This is a genomic window from Streptomyces griseomycini, from assembly GCF_014203535.1.
Lineage (GTDB): Bacteria > Actinomycetota > Actinomycetes > Streptomycetales > Streptomycetaceae > Streptomyces > Streptomyces griseomycini.
The window spans coordinates 15,559-32,000 of record NZ_JACHJI010000002.1 but is presented as its reverse complement, the minus strand read 5'-3'; the positions used below and the strand labels follow the sequence as shown (position 1 = coordinate 32,000).

Annotated in this window: 15 protein-coding genes; 10 read left to right on the top strand and 5 right to left on the bottom strand. The window is 71.3% G+C overall.

Annotated elements, in window-relative coordinates; all coding sequences use genetic code 11:
* Positions 1 to 164: 164 nt before the first annotated feature.
* From FHS37_RS04615 to icmA, 5 genes are all read left to right on the top strand, one after another.
* Complete coding sequence (locus tag FHS37_RS04615) at positions 165 to 509, top strand: DUF3817 domain-containing protein (RefSeq protein ID WP_184817747.1); 345 nt, start codon at positions 165 to 167, stop codon at positions 507 to 509.
* A complete protein-coding gene (locus FHS37_RS04610) occupies positions 506 to 808 on the top strand; it encodes an MTH1187 family thiamine-binding protein (protein ID WP_184817746.1) in 303 nt (100 codons plus the stop codon). The genes FHS37_RS04615 and FHS37_RS04610 overlap by 4 nt, the downstream gene beginning before the upstream one ends.
* Before the next feature lie 102 nt (positions 809 to 910).
* The gene (locus tag FHS37_RS04605) at positions 911 to 1,420 is read left to right on the top strand and encodes a MarR family winged helix-turn-helix transcriptional regulator (protein ID WP_184817745.1); all 510 of its coding nucleotides are present in this window, start codon (positions 911 to 913) and stop codon (positions 1,418 to 1,420) included.
* Between the two features lie 57 nt (positions 1,421 to 1,477).
* Entirely contained in the window at positions 1,478 to 1,816 is a 339-nt protein-coding gene (locus tag FHS37_RS04600; RefSeq protein ID WP_184817744.1) for a DUF3817 domain-containing protein, read from the top strand.
* 84 nt (positions 1,817 to 1,900) lie between these two features.
* Entirely contained in the window at positions 1,901 to 3,601 is a 1,701-nt protein-coding gene (gene icmA / locus FHS37_RS04595; RefSeq protein WP_184817743.1) for a coenzyme B12-dependent isobutyryl-CoA mutase large subunit, read from the top strand.
* A 56-nt stretch (positions 3,602 to 3,657) separates the two neighbouring features.
* Here icmA and FHS37_RS04590 read toward each other — a convergent pair whose 3' ends face one another.
* Positions 3,658 to 4,470, bottom strand: coding sequence for an SAM-dependent methyltransferase (locus tag FHS37_RS04590; RefSeq protein WP_184817742.1), 813 nt, complete (start codon positions 4,468 to 4,470; stop codon positions 3,658 to 3,660).
* 148 nt (positions 4,471 to 4,618) lie between these two features.
* Positions 4,619 to 5,242 (bottom strand): TetR/AcrR family transcriptional regulator, encoded by a 624-nt coding sequence (locus tag FHS37_RS04585; RefSeq protein ID WP_184817741.1) that lies wholly within the window; start codon positions 5,240 to 5,242, stop codon positions 4,619 to 4,621.
* Between the two features lie 237 nt (positions 5,243 to 5,479).
* On the opposite strand from FHS37_RS04585, the gene FHS37_RS04580 reads away from it, so the two are divergent.
* The 4 genes from FHS37_RS04580 (at position 5,480) to FHS37_RS04565 (ending at position 9,901) form a co-directional block, all read left to right on the top strand.
* A complete protein-coding gene (locus tag FHS37_RS04580) occupies positions 5,480 to 6,457 on the top strand; it encodes a tetratricopeptide repeat protein (RefSeq protein WP_184817740.1) in 978 nt (325 codons plus the stop codon).
* 655 nt (positions 6,458 to 7,112) lie between these two features.
* Entirely contained in the window at positions 7,113 to 7,754 is a 642-nt protein-coding gene (locus FHS37_RS04575) for a DUF6230 family protein (RefSeq protein ID WP_184817739.1), read from the top strand.
* Between the two features lie 187 nt (positions 7,755 to 7,941).
* Positions 7,942 to 8,538: a DUF6114 domain-containing protein gene (locus FHS37_RS04570; protein ID WP_184817738.1), complete on the top strand. Its 597-nt coding sequence runs from the start codon at positions 7,942 to 7,944 to the stop codon at positions 8,536 to 8,538.
* The gene (locus FHS37_RS04565) at positions 8,528 to 9,901 is read left to right on the top strand and encodes a hypothetical protein (protein ID WP_184817737.1); all 1,374 of its coding nucleotides are present in this window, start codon (positions 8,528 to 8,530) and stop codon (positions 9,899 to 9,901) included. The genes FHS37_RS04570 and FHS37_RS04565 overlap by 11 nt, the downstream gene beginning before the upstream one ends.
* 94 nt (positions 9,902 to 9,995) lie before the next feature.
* On the opposite strand, the gene pyk is transcribed toward FHS37_RS04565, so the two are convergent.
* From pyk to pta, 3 genes are all read right to left on the bottom strand, one after another.
* A complete protein-coding gene (gene pyk / locus FHS37_RS04560) occupies positions 9,996 to 11,423 on the bottom strand; it encodes a pyruvate kinase (RefSeq protein ID WP_184817736.1) in 1,428 nt (475 codons plus the stop codon).
* 74 nt (positions 11,424 to 11,497) lie between these two features.
* Positions 11,498 to 12,757: an acetate kinase gene (locus FHS37_RS04555; protein WP_308439477.1), complete on the bottom strand. Its 1,260-nt coding sequence runs from the start codon at positions 12,755 to 12,757 to the stop codon at positions 11,498 to 11,500.
* Positions 12,754 to 14,856, bottom strand: coding sequence for a phosphate acetyltransferase (gene pta / locus FHS37_RS04550; protein ID WP_184817735.1), 2,103 nt, complete (start codon positions 14,854 to 14,856; stop codon positions 12,754 to 12,756). Before pta ends, FHS37_RS04555 begins: the two co-directional genes overlap by 4 nt.
* Positions 14,857 to 15,033: 177 nt before the next feature.
* On the opposite strand from pta, the gene FHS37_RS04545 reads away from it, so the two are divergent.
* Positions 15,034 to 16,059 (top strand): ATP-dependent 6-phosphofructokinase, encoded by a 1,026-nt coding sequence (locus tag FHS37_RS04545; RefSeq protein WP_184817734.1) that lies wholly within the window; start codon positions 15,034 to 15,036, stop codon positions 16,057 to 16,059.
* Positions 16,060 to 16,442 lie beyond the last annotated feature (383 nt).

Here is a 16,442-nt window from a genome sequence, read left to right as displayed (position 1 = left end):
GGAACCGGACCCCGATCGGCCCCCTACGGGCTACGGTCCGCCGACGGCCCGGGGCCCCTCGGCCGGCCGCGGAAGCGGTTTGCCACAATGGGCGGGCGCTTGTGCGTGCGTTCACAAACCGTCCGACCCGTCGACGCCGACGTCTCTCCCACCGAAGGTGATCCGTGGACATCAAGACCGCCACCGCCCTCCGCCGCCTCCGCCTGGTCTCGGGCCCCGAGGCGATCTCGTTCCTCCTCCTGCTCGTCTGCTCGGTCCTGAAGCGGACCACGGACTTCAACGCCGTCCCGGTGATGGGCGCGGTCCACGGCTTCCTCTTCGTCGTGTACGTGCTCTTCTGGGCCGACGCCTGGAACCGTGCCAAGTGGCCGCTGAAGACCGCCGCCTTCTACTTCCTGATGTCGGTCCTGCCCGCCGGCGGCTTCTTCGCCGACCGCCGGCTCAAGCGCGAGGCCGAGGACGCGGTGATCGCCTCCCGCGCCCGGGGCGAAGGGGTCGTGAACGCGTGATCGTCGCCTTCTCCGTGACGCCGCTCGGCGTGGGCGAGGACGTGGGGGAGTACGTCGCCGACGCCGTGCGGGTGGTCCGCGAGTCCGGGCTGCCGAACCGCACCGACGCCATGTTCACCTCGATCGAGGGGGAGTGGGACGAGGTGATGGACGTCGTGAAGCGCGCCGTCGCCGCGGTGGAGGCGCGGGCCCCGCGGGTCTCGGTGGTCCTCAAGGCCGACATCCGCCCGGGCGTGGCGGACGGTCTCACCTCCAAGGTGGAGACCGTGGAACGGCACCTGGCGCGGGGCGCCGGGTAGCCGGCGGCCGCACGAGAGCGGTCGGCGGGGCCGGCGCGGTCCCGCCGACCGAAGGGCGAGACGGGGCTGACCGGCATATGACCGGCCGGTAGGGTCTGGGTCGTGCCGAAGCCGCTCAGTCTCTCCTTCGACCCCATCGCCCGCGCCGACGAGCTCTGGAAGCAGCGCTGGGGAAACGTGCCGTCGATGGCCGCGATCACGTCGATCATGCGCGCGCACCAGATCCTGCTGGCCGAGGTCGACGCGGTGGTCAAGCCGTACGGGCTGACGTTCGCGCGGTACGAGGCGCTGGTGCTGCTGACCTTCTCCAAGTCGGGGGAGCTGCCGATGTCCAAGATCGGCGAGCGGCTGATGGTGCACCCCACGTCGGTGACGAACACCGTGGACCGGCTGGTGAGGTCCGGCCTGGTGGACAAGCGCCCCAACCCCAACGACGGCCGCGGCACCCTCGCGACCATCACCGACAAGGGCCGTGAGGTGGTCGAGGCGGCCACCCGCGACCTGATGGCCATGGACTTCGGCCTCGGCGCCTACGACGCCGAGGAGTGCGGCGAGATCTTCGCGATGCTCCGCCCGCTGCGGCTCGCGGCGGGGGACTTCGAGGAGAAGTGACGCGGGGCACGTGCCCCGGTCCGGGATCTCCCGGAACGGCCCGTTACGCTCGACCGCATGAAGAAGAGCGTGCTGACGCGCTACCGCGTCATGGCCTACGTCACCGGTGTCCTGCTCGTCCTGCTGGTCTTCGGCATGATCGGCAAGTATGCGCTCGACGTCGACGGCGCGGACGACTTCACCCAGGTGGTCAGCATCGCCCACGGCTGGCTCTACGTGGTGTACCTGATCTTCGCCTTCGACCTCGGTTCCAAGGCGAAGTGGCCGGTCAAGAAGCAGCTCTGGGTGCTGCTGGCCGGCACCGTCCCGACGGCCGCCTTCTTCGTGGAGCGCAGGATCAGCCGCGAGCTGGAGGCCAGGGTCGCGGACGAGGCGCCCGCGGTCGCCGAGGCCTGACGTCCCGGGCGCCACCGCCGTACGGAGCAGCGTGCGGCGGTCAGCCATCGACATTTACTAGGACGTCCAAGTAAATTCGAAGGCATGGACGCTGACGCCATCGAGGAGGGCCGCCGACGCTGGCAGGCCCGGTACGACGCCGCGCGCAAGCGCGACGCAGACTTCACCACGCTCTCCGGCGACCCCGTGGAGCCGGTGTACGGGCCCCGGCCCGGGGACACCTACGAGGGGTTCGAGCGGATCGGCTGGCCGGGTGAGTACCCCTTCACCCGCGGTCTGTACCCGACCGGCTACCGGGGGCGCACGTGGACCATCCGGCAGTTCGCCGGGTTCGGGAACGCCGAGCAGACCAACGAGCGCTACAAGATGATCCTCGGCAACGGCGGGGGCGGCCTCTCCGTCGCCTTCGACATGCCGACGCTCATGGGCCGCGACTCCGACGACCCGCGCTCCCTGGGCGAGGTCGGCCACTGCGGGGTGGCGATCGACTCGGCGGCCGACATGGAGGTCCTGTTCCGGGACATCCCGCTCGGCGACGTCACCACGTCGATGACCATCAGCGGGCCCGCCGTACCCGTGTTCTGCATGTACCTCGTCGCCGCCGAGCGCCAGGGCGTCGACCCCGCCGTGCTCAACGGCACGCTGCAGACGGACATCTTCAAGGAGTACATCGCGCAGAAGGAGTGGCTCTTCCAGCCCGAGCCGCACCTGCGCCTGATCGGCGACCTGATGGAGCACTGCGCGGCCGGCATCCCCGCCTACAAGCCGCTGTCGGTCTCCGGCTACCACATCCGCGAGGCCGGGGCGACGGCCGCGCAGGAGCTGGCGTACACCCTGGCCGACGGCTTCGGCTACGTCGAGCTGGGACTCAGCCGCGGACTCGACGTGGACGTCTTCGCCCCCGGCCTGTCCTTCTTCTTCGACGCGCACGTCGACTTCTTCGAGGAGATCGCCAAGTTCCGCGCGGCCCGCCGCATCTGGGCCCGCTGGATGCGGGACGTCTACGGCGCGCGGAGCGAGAAGGCGCAGTGGCTGCGGTTCCACACCCAGACCGCCGGCGTCTCGCTGACCGCCCAGCAGCCCTACAACAACGTCGTCCGCACCGCCGTGGAGGCGCTGGCCGCCGTGCTCGGCGGGACCAACTCGCTGCACACCAACGCCCTCGACGAGACCCTCGCGCTGCCCAGCGAGCAGGCCGCCGAGATCGCCCTGCGCACCCAGCAGGTGCTCATGGAGGAGACCGGCGTCGCCAACGTCGCCGACCCGCTGGGCGGTTCCTGGTACGTCGAGCAGCTCACCGACCGCATCGAGGCGGACGCCGAGAAGATCTTCGAGCAGATCAAGGAGCGGGGCCTCAGGGCCCACCCGGACGGGAAGCACCCGATCGGGCCGATCACCTCCGGGATCCTGCGCGGCATCGAGGACGGCTGGTTCACCGGCGAGATCGCCGAGTCGGCGTTCCGCTACCAGCAGGCGCTGGAGAAGGGCGACAAGAAGGTCGTCGGCGTCAACGTCCACACCGGATCCGTCACCGGCGACCTGGAGATCCTGCGGGTCAGCCACGAGGTGGAGCGCGAGCAGGTCCGGCTGCTGGGCGAGCGCAAGGCCGCCCGCGACGACGCGAGGGTGCGCGGCGCGCTCGACGCCATGGTGGCGGCCGCGCGCTCCGGCGCCAACATGATCGAGCCGATGCTGGACGCCGTGCGCGCGGAGGCCACGCTGGGCGAGATCTGCGGCGTGCTGCGCGACGAGTGGGGCGTGTACACCGAGCCCGCCGGTTTCTAGGCCGTGCCCCCGCTCCGTCCGGCCGGCCGGACGGACGGACGGAGCGGGAAGGGCGGTCACGGCTTGCGGGCCACCGCGCCGTACAGGGAGATCACGGCGTTCGCGTCGGCGGTCTCCCCGTCGGCGAGCTCGGGATGCCAGTCGGTCAGCTGGACCAGTCCGGGCTCCACGAACTCGAGCCCGGTGAAGAAGCGGGCGATCTCCGCGCGGGTGCGCGGCGCGAGCGTGACGCCTCCCGCCCGGTACATCTCGACGCCTCGCCCCACCGCGACGGGGTCGAAGTCGGCGGTGAGCTGCGACAGGACGAGGTGGCTGCCGGAGGGGAGGGCGTCGACCAGCCGGGCCACCAGGCCGTGCGGATCGTCCTCGTCGCCCAGGAAGTGGGTGAGCGCCACCAGGGACAGGGCCAGCGGCCGGGTGAAGTCGAGGCTCTCGCGGGCCTGTTCCAGGATCCGGTCGGGCCGGCGGACATCGGCCTCGATGTAGGCGGTGAGCCCCTCGGGGGTGCTGCGCAGGAGCGCCTCCGCGTGCCCCAGCACGATGGGGTCGTTGTCGGCGTAGACGACGCGGGACTCCGGTGCGATGCGCTGGGCCACCTGGTGCAGGTTGGGCTCGGTGGGGATGCCGGTGCCGATGTCCAGGTACTGGCGGATGCCCGCCCTGCCGGCCAGCCACCGGGTGACGCGCTGCATGAACCAGCGGTTGGTCCGGGCGACGTGCCGGGCGGTCCCGTCGACGCTCATGATGTGCCGGCCCAGTTCCTCGTCGACGGGGTAGTTGTCCTTGCCGCCGAGGAACCAGTCGTAGACCCGGGCCGGGTGCGGCCTGGAGGTGTCGATGCGTGCGGCGACGGGTTCGGTCCCGGTCATGCGAGGCTCCCTGGGTGCTCGGCGTGCCGTACGTCCCGGCCCGGACGATCACCCGATCCTCGCAGGGCGACACCGCTGCGGCAAGCAACTGCCGCCCGGGGAGCGGGAGTTCACCGCTGGTCGCACCCGTGAGGGGCCCGGGGTCCGGTCAGGCGGAGCCGGCCGAGGCGAGCCCCGACAGCAGGACCCGGGTGAAGCCGTGCACCCACTCCTCGTCCGCCGGCTCCGCGCTCACCAGGGTGCGGTGCACCACCGCGCCGGCCACCATGTCGAAGATCAGGTCGACGGTGCGGGCCGCCCGGTCGACGTCGGCCTCGGCCGGCAGCTCGCCCCGCGCCTGGGCGCGCGCCCGGCCCGCGAGGACCAGGCGCTTCTGCCGGTCGACGATCGAGGCCCGGATGCGCTCGCGCAGCGCGTCGTCGCGGGTGGCCTCGGCGACCACCGCCATCAGCCCGCTCCGGGCCTCGGGCCGGGCCAGGATCGCGGCGAACTGCAGCACCACGCCCTCGATGTCGGCGGCCAGCGAGCCGCGGTCGGGCACGCACAGCTCGTCGAAGAGTTCCGCGACCGCGTCCACGACCAGTTCGTTCTTGCCCGCCCAGCGCCGGTAGACGGTGGTCTTCGCCACCCCGGCGCGGACCGCCACGTCTCCCAACGTGAGCCTGGACCACCCCAGTTCGACCAGAGCCTGACGCGTCGCGGCCAGGATCGCGGCGTCCGCGGCGGTGCTGCGCGGGCGTCCGGTGCGACTGGCTGGGGTGCGGCTCTGCATGGGACGACCATAACCGGCGGTTCCCGTGCGGCCGGGCGTGAGGGAGATCACCGGGGCACGGTGTTCCGGGGGCCCCGCCCGGCATTACGCTACGACTCGTAGCGAAAGCACGTGTGACCGGCGTGCCCGAGCGACGACCACGGCGTGGGGTGGGGACCCGGCGCCCGACAGCACACGAACGCCTGGCTTTCCCCGGGCGTTTTCACACACGCGCGCCGTACGGGGGAGGATAGACGCATGCAGCCACGGAACATGTCCATGAGCGGAGTCGTCGACCTCGCCGCGGTGAAGGCGGCCCAGGAGGCCAAGGCGAAGGCGGAGCAGGCACGCGCCGAAGCCGCCCGGCAGGGCGGCGGGGGTGCCGTCTCCCCGGCCGATCTCGTCATCGACGTCGACGAGGCCGGCTTCGAGCGCGACGTCCTGCAGCGGTCCACCGAGGTCCCGGTCGTCATCGACTTCTGGGCCGAGTGGTGCCAGCCCTGCAAGCAGCTGAGCCCCGTCCTGGAGCGGCTCGCCGTCGAGTACGACGGGCGCTTCCTCCTCGCCAAGATCGACGTCGACGCCAACCAACTGCTGATGCAGCAGTTCGGGGTCCAGGGGATCCCGGCGGTCTTCGCGGTGGTGGCCGGGCAGGCCCTGCCGCTCTTCCAGGGGGCCGCGGGCGAGGCGCAGATCCGCCAGACCCTGGACCAGTTGGTGCAGGTGGCCGAGCAGCGCTTCGGCCTGACCGGTCTCACCGTCGACCCCGACGCCGAGCCGGGCGGCGGTGACCGGGCGGCGCAGGACGTGCCCGCCGGTCCGTACGACGCGCTGCTGGAGGCCGCCGTCCGGGCGCTGGACTCGGGTGACCTGAGCGGTGCCGTCCAGGCGTACAGGAACGTGCTCGCCGACGATCCGGGCAACCCGGAGGCCACGCTGGGCCTCGCCCAGGCCGAACTGCTCCAGCGGGTGCAGGGCCTGGACCCGGTGCGGGTGCGCAAGGACGCCGCCGAGAAGCCGCAGGACGTCGAGGCGCAGATCGTCGCCGCCGACCTGGACCTGGTGGGCGGTCATGTCGAGGACGCCTTCGGCCGGCTCATCGAGACGGTGGGACGGACCGCGGGCGACGACCGGGAGACCGTGCGGGTGCGGTTGCTGAAGCTGTTCGAGGTGGTCGGCGCCGAGGACCCGCGGGTGATCGCCGCGCGCCGGGCGCTGGCGCGGGCCCTGTTCTGACCGGACCGGGCGACGAGGTCCGGATCTGACCGTTTTGCCGGGTGTCCGGACCGGTGGGGCCCGAGTGGAGGGCTGGTCCGTCGAGGTCGATGCGGCCGCGCTTTACCAAATCTTGGTCATCGCGGCCGCTGTTACTGCGAGTAAGTCGCAGGCGTTGATCTGTCGGATTCCGTCCAAGGGTCAACAGTTTTGTCCACCCCTTCCGGGACACCCAGCGTCGCCGACCGGGATCGGTGGGTCGCCCCGTGGTTATCCGGCCGTTACTAGCGAGTAACGAACCCCCTTGTGCGGGCGACGAGAATGCACCACGATCGGCGACGCTCGGTCCATTTCCCGCACCCCGACAGCCGGTCGGGCCCGCGGGTCCCCTGGGTCCCCACCGAGCAGAGCCGGCGGCAGTGTCGCCGGCTCTTGGACAGGGGGGTCTTCGCCCACTCGGCGAAGCCTGTCCAGCAGGGTTGTGCGTGATGCGTGTCAGGCGCGACCAGTGGTTGTCGCTCGGGGGTGATCGCCGGTGATCCGTGCGCTTCGTGCGCCGTCGGGTACGGGCGCTCTCCTTCCCGAGGACGGAGCACTTCTCCCATCCCTGCCCGGCTGAGCCGCCGTCCATGGCGGCCGGTCAGGACAGGAGATGTACGTCCGAGAAGGAGGAAACATGAAGTCCCAGGTGCGTGGCGGGACCAGATGGAAGCGGTTCGCCGTCGTCATGGTGCCCAGCGTGGCCGCCACGGCTGCGGTGGGCATCGGTCTGGCGCAGGGCGCCCTCGCGGCGTCGTTCAGCGTGTCCGGCCAGCAGTTCAAGGTGACGGCCGGTCACCTGCACGGTGAGGGTTTCGCCCAGTACGGCGGTGTCGACAGCGTCTACACGTCGACCGAGGGCAAGGCCAAGAAGCAGGTCCCGGTCGCCATCTCGTCGTTCGACGACGCGACGATCACCAAGATGTGTCAGTCGGTCAAGACGGACGTCCCCTTCGTGGGAACGGTCTACCTCCGTCTTGAGGCGGGCAACAACGCGAAGAAGCCGGTCGAGGCCAAGAACCTCTACATCGACGTCGCCCAGCTCGACGCCGACGCGGAGTTCAAGAACATCGACATCGGCGTCGCGGTCAAGGACAAGACGCGTGGCCCCGCGAACAAGGACGAGAAGACCACCCTGCCGGGCGGCTTCGCCCAGCAGGCGGAGACGGCCGACCTCTACGACGTCAAGCAGACGGCGTGGGCGACCACGGCCGGCACGTTCAAGCTGAGCGGCCTGTCGATGCGTCTCGGTACGGACTCCAAGATGGAGTGCTACTGACGGTTTCCGTCGCCGGGGTGTTCCGGGGCGACTGAGCCGTCCCGGGGGCGGGGAAGCCGACGCTTCCCCGCTCCGCCGGCCCGGCCGGTCCGCGTGCCGGGCCACCCCCTCAGATCCAGACTTCCGGCTTCTCCACGCCTACGGCCGAGCCGGTACGTACTTCCACCGGACCCAGGGAGCTTTTTCCATGAGTGCCGAGACTCCGGTCCAGAGCGCCGGGAACCTCACCCGGCTGCGTCTGCGGTTCCGCGACTGGCGGGGCACCCGGCCGTTCTGGGCCGGCCTGTTCACCCTGCTGGGCGGAATCCCGATCGCCTACTTCCCCTACGCCACGCTGAAGCTGGGCCACATGTCGATCGCCATGGCGACGACCGCCGGCGCGGGCTCACTGATCATCGGCGTCCTGCTGATCACGCTGGGCCTGACCATGTGGTTCCAGCAGGCCACACGCATCTTCGCCGGTGTCGCGGCGATCCTCCTGGCCCTGGTGTCCCTGGTGGTCTCCAACATAGGCGGCTTCCTGGTCGGCTTCCTGCTCGCGCTGGTCGGCGGCGCGCTCGCCCTCTCCTGGGCGCCGGGCACGCCGGCGGCCGAGGCGGACGGACACCAGGAGTTCCCCGGCGGGCCCGCCGGGGAGGGCGTCCGGGAGGACGTCCGGGCGGACGCCCCCGGGAGCACCACGGGCGGGCCGGGGCAGCCGGCCGCCCCGTACGGGACCGGCGACGGCGGTGAGGCGGACGGCGCACGGGCCGAGAACCTCGACAGGGGGCACCGTGTCGGCTGACGAGGCGCGCGACCAGACCACGGCGGCCCTGACCCCGGAGAGAAAGGGGCCGCGCCACGCGGCCCCCAGGAAGCCGCTGTTCACCCGGTTCCATGTGCCGAGCGGCAAGGTGATAGCCCTGGCGGCGATGCCGACCGCGGTCCTCATGGGGATGGGGTTCACGCCGACGCTCGCCCAGGCCGACGACCAGCCGTCCTCGAAGAGCCTGACCGCGGACGAGTACAAGGAGTGCCTGGACGCCATCGGGGACGCCGAGAAGGGCGAGGAGAAGGACGACGCCTCCGCGTCGCCCACGCCGTCCCCCTCGGCGAGCGACGGCGCCTCCCCGGACCAGGACCCCGGCGCGGAGCCCGATCCCTCGGCCTCCGCCGGCACGGACACGGGCGCGGACACCGGCACGGGCGCGGACGAGGGCGCGGCCTCTTCGTCGGATTCAGGTTCCGACGACGAGGACGTCCCCGCGCCGGCCCCCTCCGGGGCCGCGGGCGAGCAGGCCGTGGCGGAGCAGGCCGCGCCCGCGCCCGCCCCGTCGGAGACCGACCGCAACGTGCTGGAGAAGATCGGGGACGCCCTCGAGGACGTCCTCACTCCGGGGGACAAGGAAGCGGAGGCGAGCCCGGGCCCCGCCCCGTCCGCCTCCGCCCCGTCCGCCTCCGCCCCGTCGGCCGAGGGCGCGGGCCGGGACGCGGCCGGCACCGTGAAGGAGACCGCCGAGGAGACCACGGAGAAGGCCACCGGAGCGGCGAAGGACACCGCGGAGGTCGCTGCCGACGAGGTGCCGCAGGCGGCCGGGGACGCCGAGGAGGCGGCCGAGGAGGCGGCCCCGACGCCGACCGCCGAGGCCACCGCGTCCCCGAGCCCCTCCGAGACGTCCACGGTCGATCTCGAGGACTGCCCGGTCGCCACCGACGCCGAGGGCGGGGTCGACAACAAGATCCTGTTGCCCGAGGACCCCTGGTACCTGAACGCCAGCTCGCTGCTGCTGAAGGGCGCCGACTACCAGGGCATCGTCGAGGTGCGGACCTCGAGCGGCAGGACGAAGAAGGTGCTGAAGTACGTCGTCTCCGACGGCACCGACATCGGCGACCTGCACCAGACGGTCAAGGACGAGAAGACCGGCAAGACCTACCACGTGCAGGCCCGCAAGGGGTCGACGTCCACGATCCGCGACGGCGACACCGTGATGTACACGGAGAAGATCTCCGGCAAGCTGCTCGGGCTGATCCCGGTCACCTTCGACCCGGAGCACCCGCCGCCGCTGAACATCCCGCTGATCTACTTCACCGACGTGACGGTGCAGCAGGCCGGCCAGTTCGGCGGGACCCTGTTCATCCCCGGGCTGCAGCAGTACATCACGGACTGACCCGCCGTCAGGAACCTTTCCGGGAGCCGCGGGAACACCGGGGGCGCCCCTGTCCGCAGGGGCGCCCCCGGTGTTCGTCCGCGTGCCGTCCGGGTCAGCTCGTCGGGCCGCCCAGGTGGTGGACGCGGACCATGTTGGTGGTGCCGGGGACGCCGGGCGGCGAACCGGCGGTGATGACCACGATGTCGCCCTCGTTGAAGCGGTGCAGCTTGACCAGCTCCTGGTCCACCAGGTCGACCATCTCGTCGGTGCTGTTCACGAACGGCACGACGTACGGCTCCACGCCCCAGCTGAGCGCCAGCTGGTTGCGGGTGGACTCGTCCGTGGTGAACGCCAGGATCGGCTGGGCGACGCGGTAGCGGCACAGCCGGCGGGCCGTGTCGCCGGACTGGGTGAAGGCCACCAGGCCCTTGCCGCCGAGGAAGTCGGCGATCTCGCAGGCGGCACGGGCCACCGAACCGCCCTGGGTGCGCGGCTTCTTGCCGGGCACCAGCGGCTGCAGGCCCTTGGACAGCAGCTCCTGCTCGGCCGCCTGGACGATCTTCGACATCGTCCGCACGGTCTCGATCGGGTACGCGCCCACGCTCGACTCGGCCGACAGCATCACCGCGTCGGCGCCGTCCAGGATCGCGTTGGCCACGTCGGAGGCCTCGGCGCGGGTCGGGCGGGAGTTGGTGATCATCGACTCCATCATCTGGGTCGCCACGATCACCGGCTTGGCGTTGCGCCGGCACAGCTCGATCAGGCGCTTCTGCACCATGGGGACCTTCTCGAGCGGGTACTCGACGGCGAGGTCGCCGCGGGCGACCATCACGCCGTCGAACGCCATCACGACGTCCTCCATGTTCTGCACCGCCTGCGGCTTCTCCACCTTGGCGATGACGGGGACGCGGCGGCCCTCCTCGTCCATCACGCGGTGCACGTCGGCGACGTCCTTGGCGTCCCGGACGAAGGACAGGGCGACCAGGTCGCAGCCCATCCGCAGCGCGAAGCGCAGGTCCTCGACGTCCTTCTCGCTCAGCGCGGGGACGTTGACGGCCGCGCCCGGCAGGTTGATGCCCTTGTGGTCGGAGATGACGCCGCCCTCGATGACGATCGTCTTCACCCGCGGGCCCTCGACCTCGGTGACCTTCAGTTCGACGTTGCCGTCGTTGATGAGCACCTGGTCGCCCTTGGCCACGTCGCCGGGCAGGCCCTTGTAGGTCGTTCCGCAGATCGTCTTGTCGCCGGGGACGTCCTCGGTGGTGATGGTGAACTCGTCACCGCGCACCAGCTCGACGGGGCCTTCGGCGAAGGTCTCCAGGCGGATCTTCGGGCCCTGGAGGTCGGCGAGGACACCGATGGCCCGGCCGGTCTCCTTGGCGGCGGCACGGACCCGGTCGTACCGGCCCTGGTGCTCGGCGTGCGTGCCGTGGCTGAAGTTGAAGCGGGCCACGTTCATGCCGGCTTCGATCAGAGCGACGAGCTGCTCGTGGGAGTCGACCGCGGGGCCGAGAGTACAGACGATTTTCGAACGGCGCATGGGGGCGATCCTATCGGTTTGTTTCGCTACGGAATATTCCGTCTGGCGGAAAATACAAATGAGGAATCGGCCGCTCAGTTGTTCTTTCCGACCAGTGCGTATGTCTGGGTGGCGATCTCCCTTTCCTCGTCCGTCGGGACCACGGCGACCGCGACCCGCGCGCCCTCGGGCGAGATCAGCCGCGGCCCGTCGCCGCGCACGGCGTTGCGCCCGGCGTCCACCGCGAGGCCCATCCCCTCCAGGCCCGCCACGGCGGCCTCCCGCACCGGCGCGGCGTTCTCGCCGACGCCGGCGGTGAAGGCCACCGCGTCCACCCGTCCGAGAACGGCGTAATAGGCGCCGATGTACTTCTTCAGACGGTGAATGTAGATGTCGAACGCGAGCTTCGCCTGTTCGTCGCCCTCGTCCATACGACGCCGGATCTCCCGCATGTCGTTGTCACCGCACAGTCCGACCAGACCGCTCTTCTTGTTGAGCAGAGTGTCGACCTCGTCGGCGGACATTCCGCCAACACGCATCAAATGGAAGATGACGGCCGGGTCCATGTCTCCGGACCGCGTACCCATCACGAGCCCCTCCAAGGGCGTCAGCCCCATGGAGGTGTCCACGCACCTGCCGCCCCGCACGGCCGAGGCGGACGCCCCGTTGCCCAGGTGCAGCACGATGACGTTCACCTCCTCGGGCGCCTTGCCGAGCAGCTCCGCCGTCGCCCGGGAGACGTACGCGTGCGAGGTGCCGTGGAAGCCGTAGCGGCGGACGCGGTGCTCGTCGGCGGTCCGCACGTCGATCGCGTAGCGGGCGGCCGACTCCGGCATGGTGGTGTGGAAGGCGGTGTCGAAGACCGCGACCTGCGGCAGGTCCGGGCGCAGTGCCATGGCGGTGCGGATGCCGGTCAGGTTGGCCGGGTTGTGCAGCGGGGCGACCGGGATGAGCCGCTCGACCTCGGCGAGCACGCGGTCGTCGACGACGGTCGGCTCGGTGAAGCGCTTCCCGCCGTGCACCACCCGGTGCCCGACCGCGGCCAGCTCCGGGGAGTCCAGCCCCAGCCCGTCGGCGGCCAGCTCCTCGGCCATCGCCTTCAGGGCGGCGTCGTGGTCGGAGACCGGGCCGGTGCGCTCCCGTACCTCCCCGCCCGTCGCGAGGGGCGTGTGCCGCACGAGGGAGGTCCGCTCGCCGATCCGCTCGACCAGGCCGGTGGCCAGCCGGCCGCCGTCGCGCATGTCGAACAGCTGGTACTTCACCGACGACGAACCGGAGTTGAGGACGAGCACTCGAGAAGGGGTCGAGCGCGGCTCGTCGGACGGGGTGGTGGAGGACGGGTGGGCGGGGCTCACTGGGCGGCTGCCTTCTCGCTCGGGGACGGCACGGGGGACTGGGCCTGGATCGCCGTGATGGCGACGGTGTTGACGATGTCCTGGACCAGGGCGCCCCGGGACAGGTCGTTGACCGGCTTGCGCAGGCCCTGGAGCACCGGGCCGACGGCGATCGCGCCGGCCGAGCGCTGCACGGCCTTGTAGGTGTTGTTGCCGGTGTTCAGGTCGGGGAAGATCAGCACGGTGGCCTGCCCGGCGACCTCGGAGTCCGGGAGCTTGGTCGCCGCGACCGACGGCTCCACCGCCGCGTCGTACTGGATCGGCCCCTCGATCCTGAGGTCGGGACGGCGTGCGCGCACCAGCTCGGTCGCCCGGCGCACCTTGTCGACGTCGGCGCCGGAGCCGGACGTGCCCGTCGAGTACGACAGCATCGCGATCCGCGGCTCCACCCCGAACCGCGCGGCGGTGGCCGCCGACTGCACGGCGATGTCGGCCAGCTGTTCGGCGTCCGGGTCCGGGTTGACCGCGCAGTCGCCGTAGACGAGGACCTTGTCGGCCAGGCACATGAAGAAGACGGAGGAGACGATCCCGGCGTCCGGCTTGGTCTTGATGATCTCGAACGCCGGCCGGATGGTCGCGGCCGTGGAGTGCACCGACCCGGACACCATGCCGTCGGCCAGGCCCTCCTGCACCATCAGCGTGCCGAAGTAGTTGACGTCGGAGACGACGTCGTAGGCCAGCTCCACGGTCACGCCCCGGTGGGCGCGCAGGGCCGCGTACTTCTCGGCGAAGGAGTCGCGCAGCTCGGAGGTGGCCGGGTCGATCAGCCGGCTCCCGCCGAGGTCGATGCCGAGGTCGGCGGCCTTCTTGCGGATCTGGTCGGCGTCGCCGAGCAGGGTCAGCTCGCACACGCCCCGGCGCAGCAGCACCTCGGCCGCGTGCAGCACCCGTTCCTCCGTGCCCTCGGGGAGCACGACCCGCCGCAGGTCGGAGCGGGCCTGTTCGAGCAGCTTGTGCTCGAACATCATCGGCGTCACCCGGTCGCTGCTGGGGGCGGAGACCCGCTTGTCGAGCTCCGCGGTGTCGGTGTACCGCTCGAAGAGGCCGAGCGCGGTCTCCGCCTTGCGCGGGGTGGCCGCGTTCAGCCTGCCCTCCAGGGAGAACAGCTGTTCGGCGGTGGGGAAGCTGTTGCCGGGCACCGACAGCACCGGGGTGCCGGGGGCGAGCCGGGCGGCGAGGGTGAGGATGGCGTCGTCGGGGACCTCGTCCAGGGTGAGCAGCACCCCGGCGATCGGCGGGGTGCCGGCGCTGTGCGCGGCGAGCGAGCCGACGACCAGGTCGGCGCGGTCACCGGGGGTGACCACCAGGCAGCCCGGGGTCAGGGCGGCGAGGAGGTTGGGCAGCATGGCGCCGCCGAAGACGAAGTCGAGGGCGTCGCGGGCCAGCCCGGAGTCGTCGCCGAGCACCACCTTCGCGTCCAGGGCGTGCGCGATCTGCGAGACGGTCGGGGCGGACAGCGCCGGCTCGTCCGGCAGGACGTAGCAGGGCACGGGCAGCCGGTTGCCGAGTCGCTCGGCTATCTCGTCCCGGTCCTCCCGGGCCACCCGGTTGACCACCACGGCGAGCACGTCGCAGCCGAGGGTGTCGTAGGCGCGGTAGGCGTTGCGGGTCTCGGCGCGCACCGACTCGGCGGTCTGCCGGCGCCCGCCCACGACCGGGATCACCGAGGCGCCGAACTCGTTGGCGAGCCGGGCGTTCAGGCTCAGCTCGTCCGGGAACTGGGTGTCGGCGTAGTCGGTGCCGAGGACGAGGACGACGTCGTAGTCGCGGGCGACCAGGCGGAACCGGTCGACGAGGGTGGACACCAGCTCGTCCGTGCCCCGCTCGGCCTGGAGCGCGGACGCCTCCTGGTAGTCCATGCCGTAGACGGTCGCCGGGTCCTGGGTGAGCCGGTAGCGGGCGCGCAGCAGCTCGAAGAGGCGGTCGGGCCCGTCGTGCACCAGGGGACGGAAGACGCCCACCCGGTCGACCTGCCGGGTCAGGAGCTCCATGACTCCCAGCTCGACGACCTGGCGGCCGTCGCCGCGGTCGATACCGGTCACGTACACGCTGCGGGTCACGCGGTCTCCGTTTCGTCGGGGCCACAAAAATCACCCACCGAGGTGAGCGGATCCCTCTTGACAATACCTCTGGCGATGGCTAAGGCGCCTTCCTTGCGGTGTCGGCACGGCCCTGGAGGGCATGAAACAATCGGGACTGGCTCACCGGTATCGACAGGGACCAGGAGACACAGCGCGATGCGTATCGGAGTTCTCACCGCAGGCGGCGACTGCCCCGGCCTGAACGCAGTGATCCGGTCGGTCGTGCACCGAGCGGTCGACAACTACGGCGACGAGGTCATCGGCTTCGAGGACGGCTACTCGGGACTGCTGGACGGCCGTTACCGCACGCTCGACCTCGACGCGGTCAGCGGCATCCTGGCCCGCGGCGGCACCATCCTCGGCTCCTCCCGGCTGGAGCGCGACCGGCTGCGCGAGGCCTGTGAGAACGCCTCCGACATGATCCGCGACTTCGGCATCGACGCGCTGATCCCGATCGGCGGCGAGGGCACGCTGACCGCGGCGCACATGCTGTCGGACGCGGGCCTGCCGGTGGTCGGCGTCCCGAAGACGATCGACAACGACATCTCCTCCACCGACCGCACCTTCGGCTTCGACACCGCCGTCGGCGTCGCCACGGAGGCGATGGACCGGCTGAAGACCACCGCCGAGTCCCACCAGCGGGTGATGGTCGTCGAGGTGATGGGCCGGCACGCGGGCTGGATCGCCCTGGAGTCCGGCATGGCTGCCGGCGCCCACGGCATCTGCCTGCCCGAGCGCCCCTTCGACCCGGCCCAGCTGGTCAAGATGGTCGAGGAGCGCTTCTCCCGCGGCAAGAAGTTCGCGGTGATCTGCGTCGCCGAGGGCGCACACCCGGCCGACGGCACCATGGACTACGGCAAGGGCGAGATCGACAAGTTCGGTCACGAGCGCTTCCAGGGCATCGGCACGGCCCTGGCGCACGAGCTGGAGCGGCGCCTGGGCAAGGAGGCCAAGCCGGTCATCCTCGGCCACGTCCAGCGCGGCGGCGTGCCGACGGCGTACGACCGCGTCCTCGCCACCCGCTTCGGCTGGCACGCGGTGGAGGCCGCGCACCGGGGCGAGTTCGGCAAGATGACCGCGCTGCGCGGCACGGACATCGTGATGGTGCCGCTGGCGGAGGCGGTCACGGAACTGAAGACGGTCCCCAAGGACCGGATGGACGAGGCGGAGTCGGTCTTCTAGGCCGGGTGCGCCGGAGGGCGGGAGGGCTCCTCGCCCCCGCCGCCCCTTCCCGGATGCTGTCGGCGCGTCCTGCCGTCGTTCGATGAGGGGAGCGTCTCTCCCGGCGTGACACCCACGCGGTGTTCCGCCGGGAGAGACGCTCCCCTCGTGTTGCCGGGGCGGGTGCCCGGCTCTTCTACCGGACCCGCGGTGAATCCGGTGCAGCGACGGCCGGGGCGGCAGGCCTCGAGCAGCGTGCCGTCGCCGGCCGCGCCGCTGGAACCGGCCTTGCCGTGGGTGGAGTTCCACGGCGGTCCCCCCGAAGGCGTGGTCTGTGTCACGTGGTCCGCGCCGTCGTACAACCTTCACCCGGTCGTGTGAGTCTCTCGTGTGCCGCCTGTCTG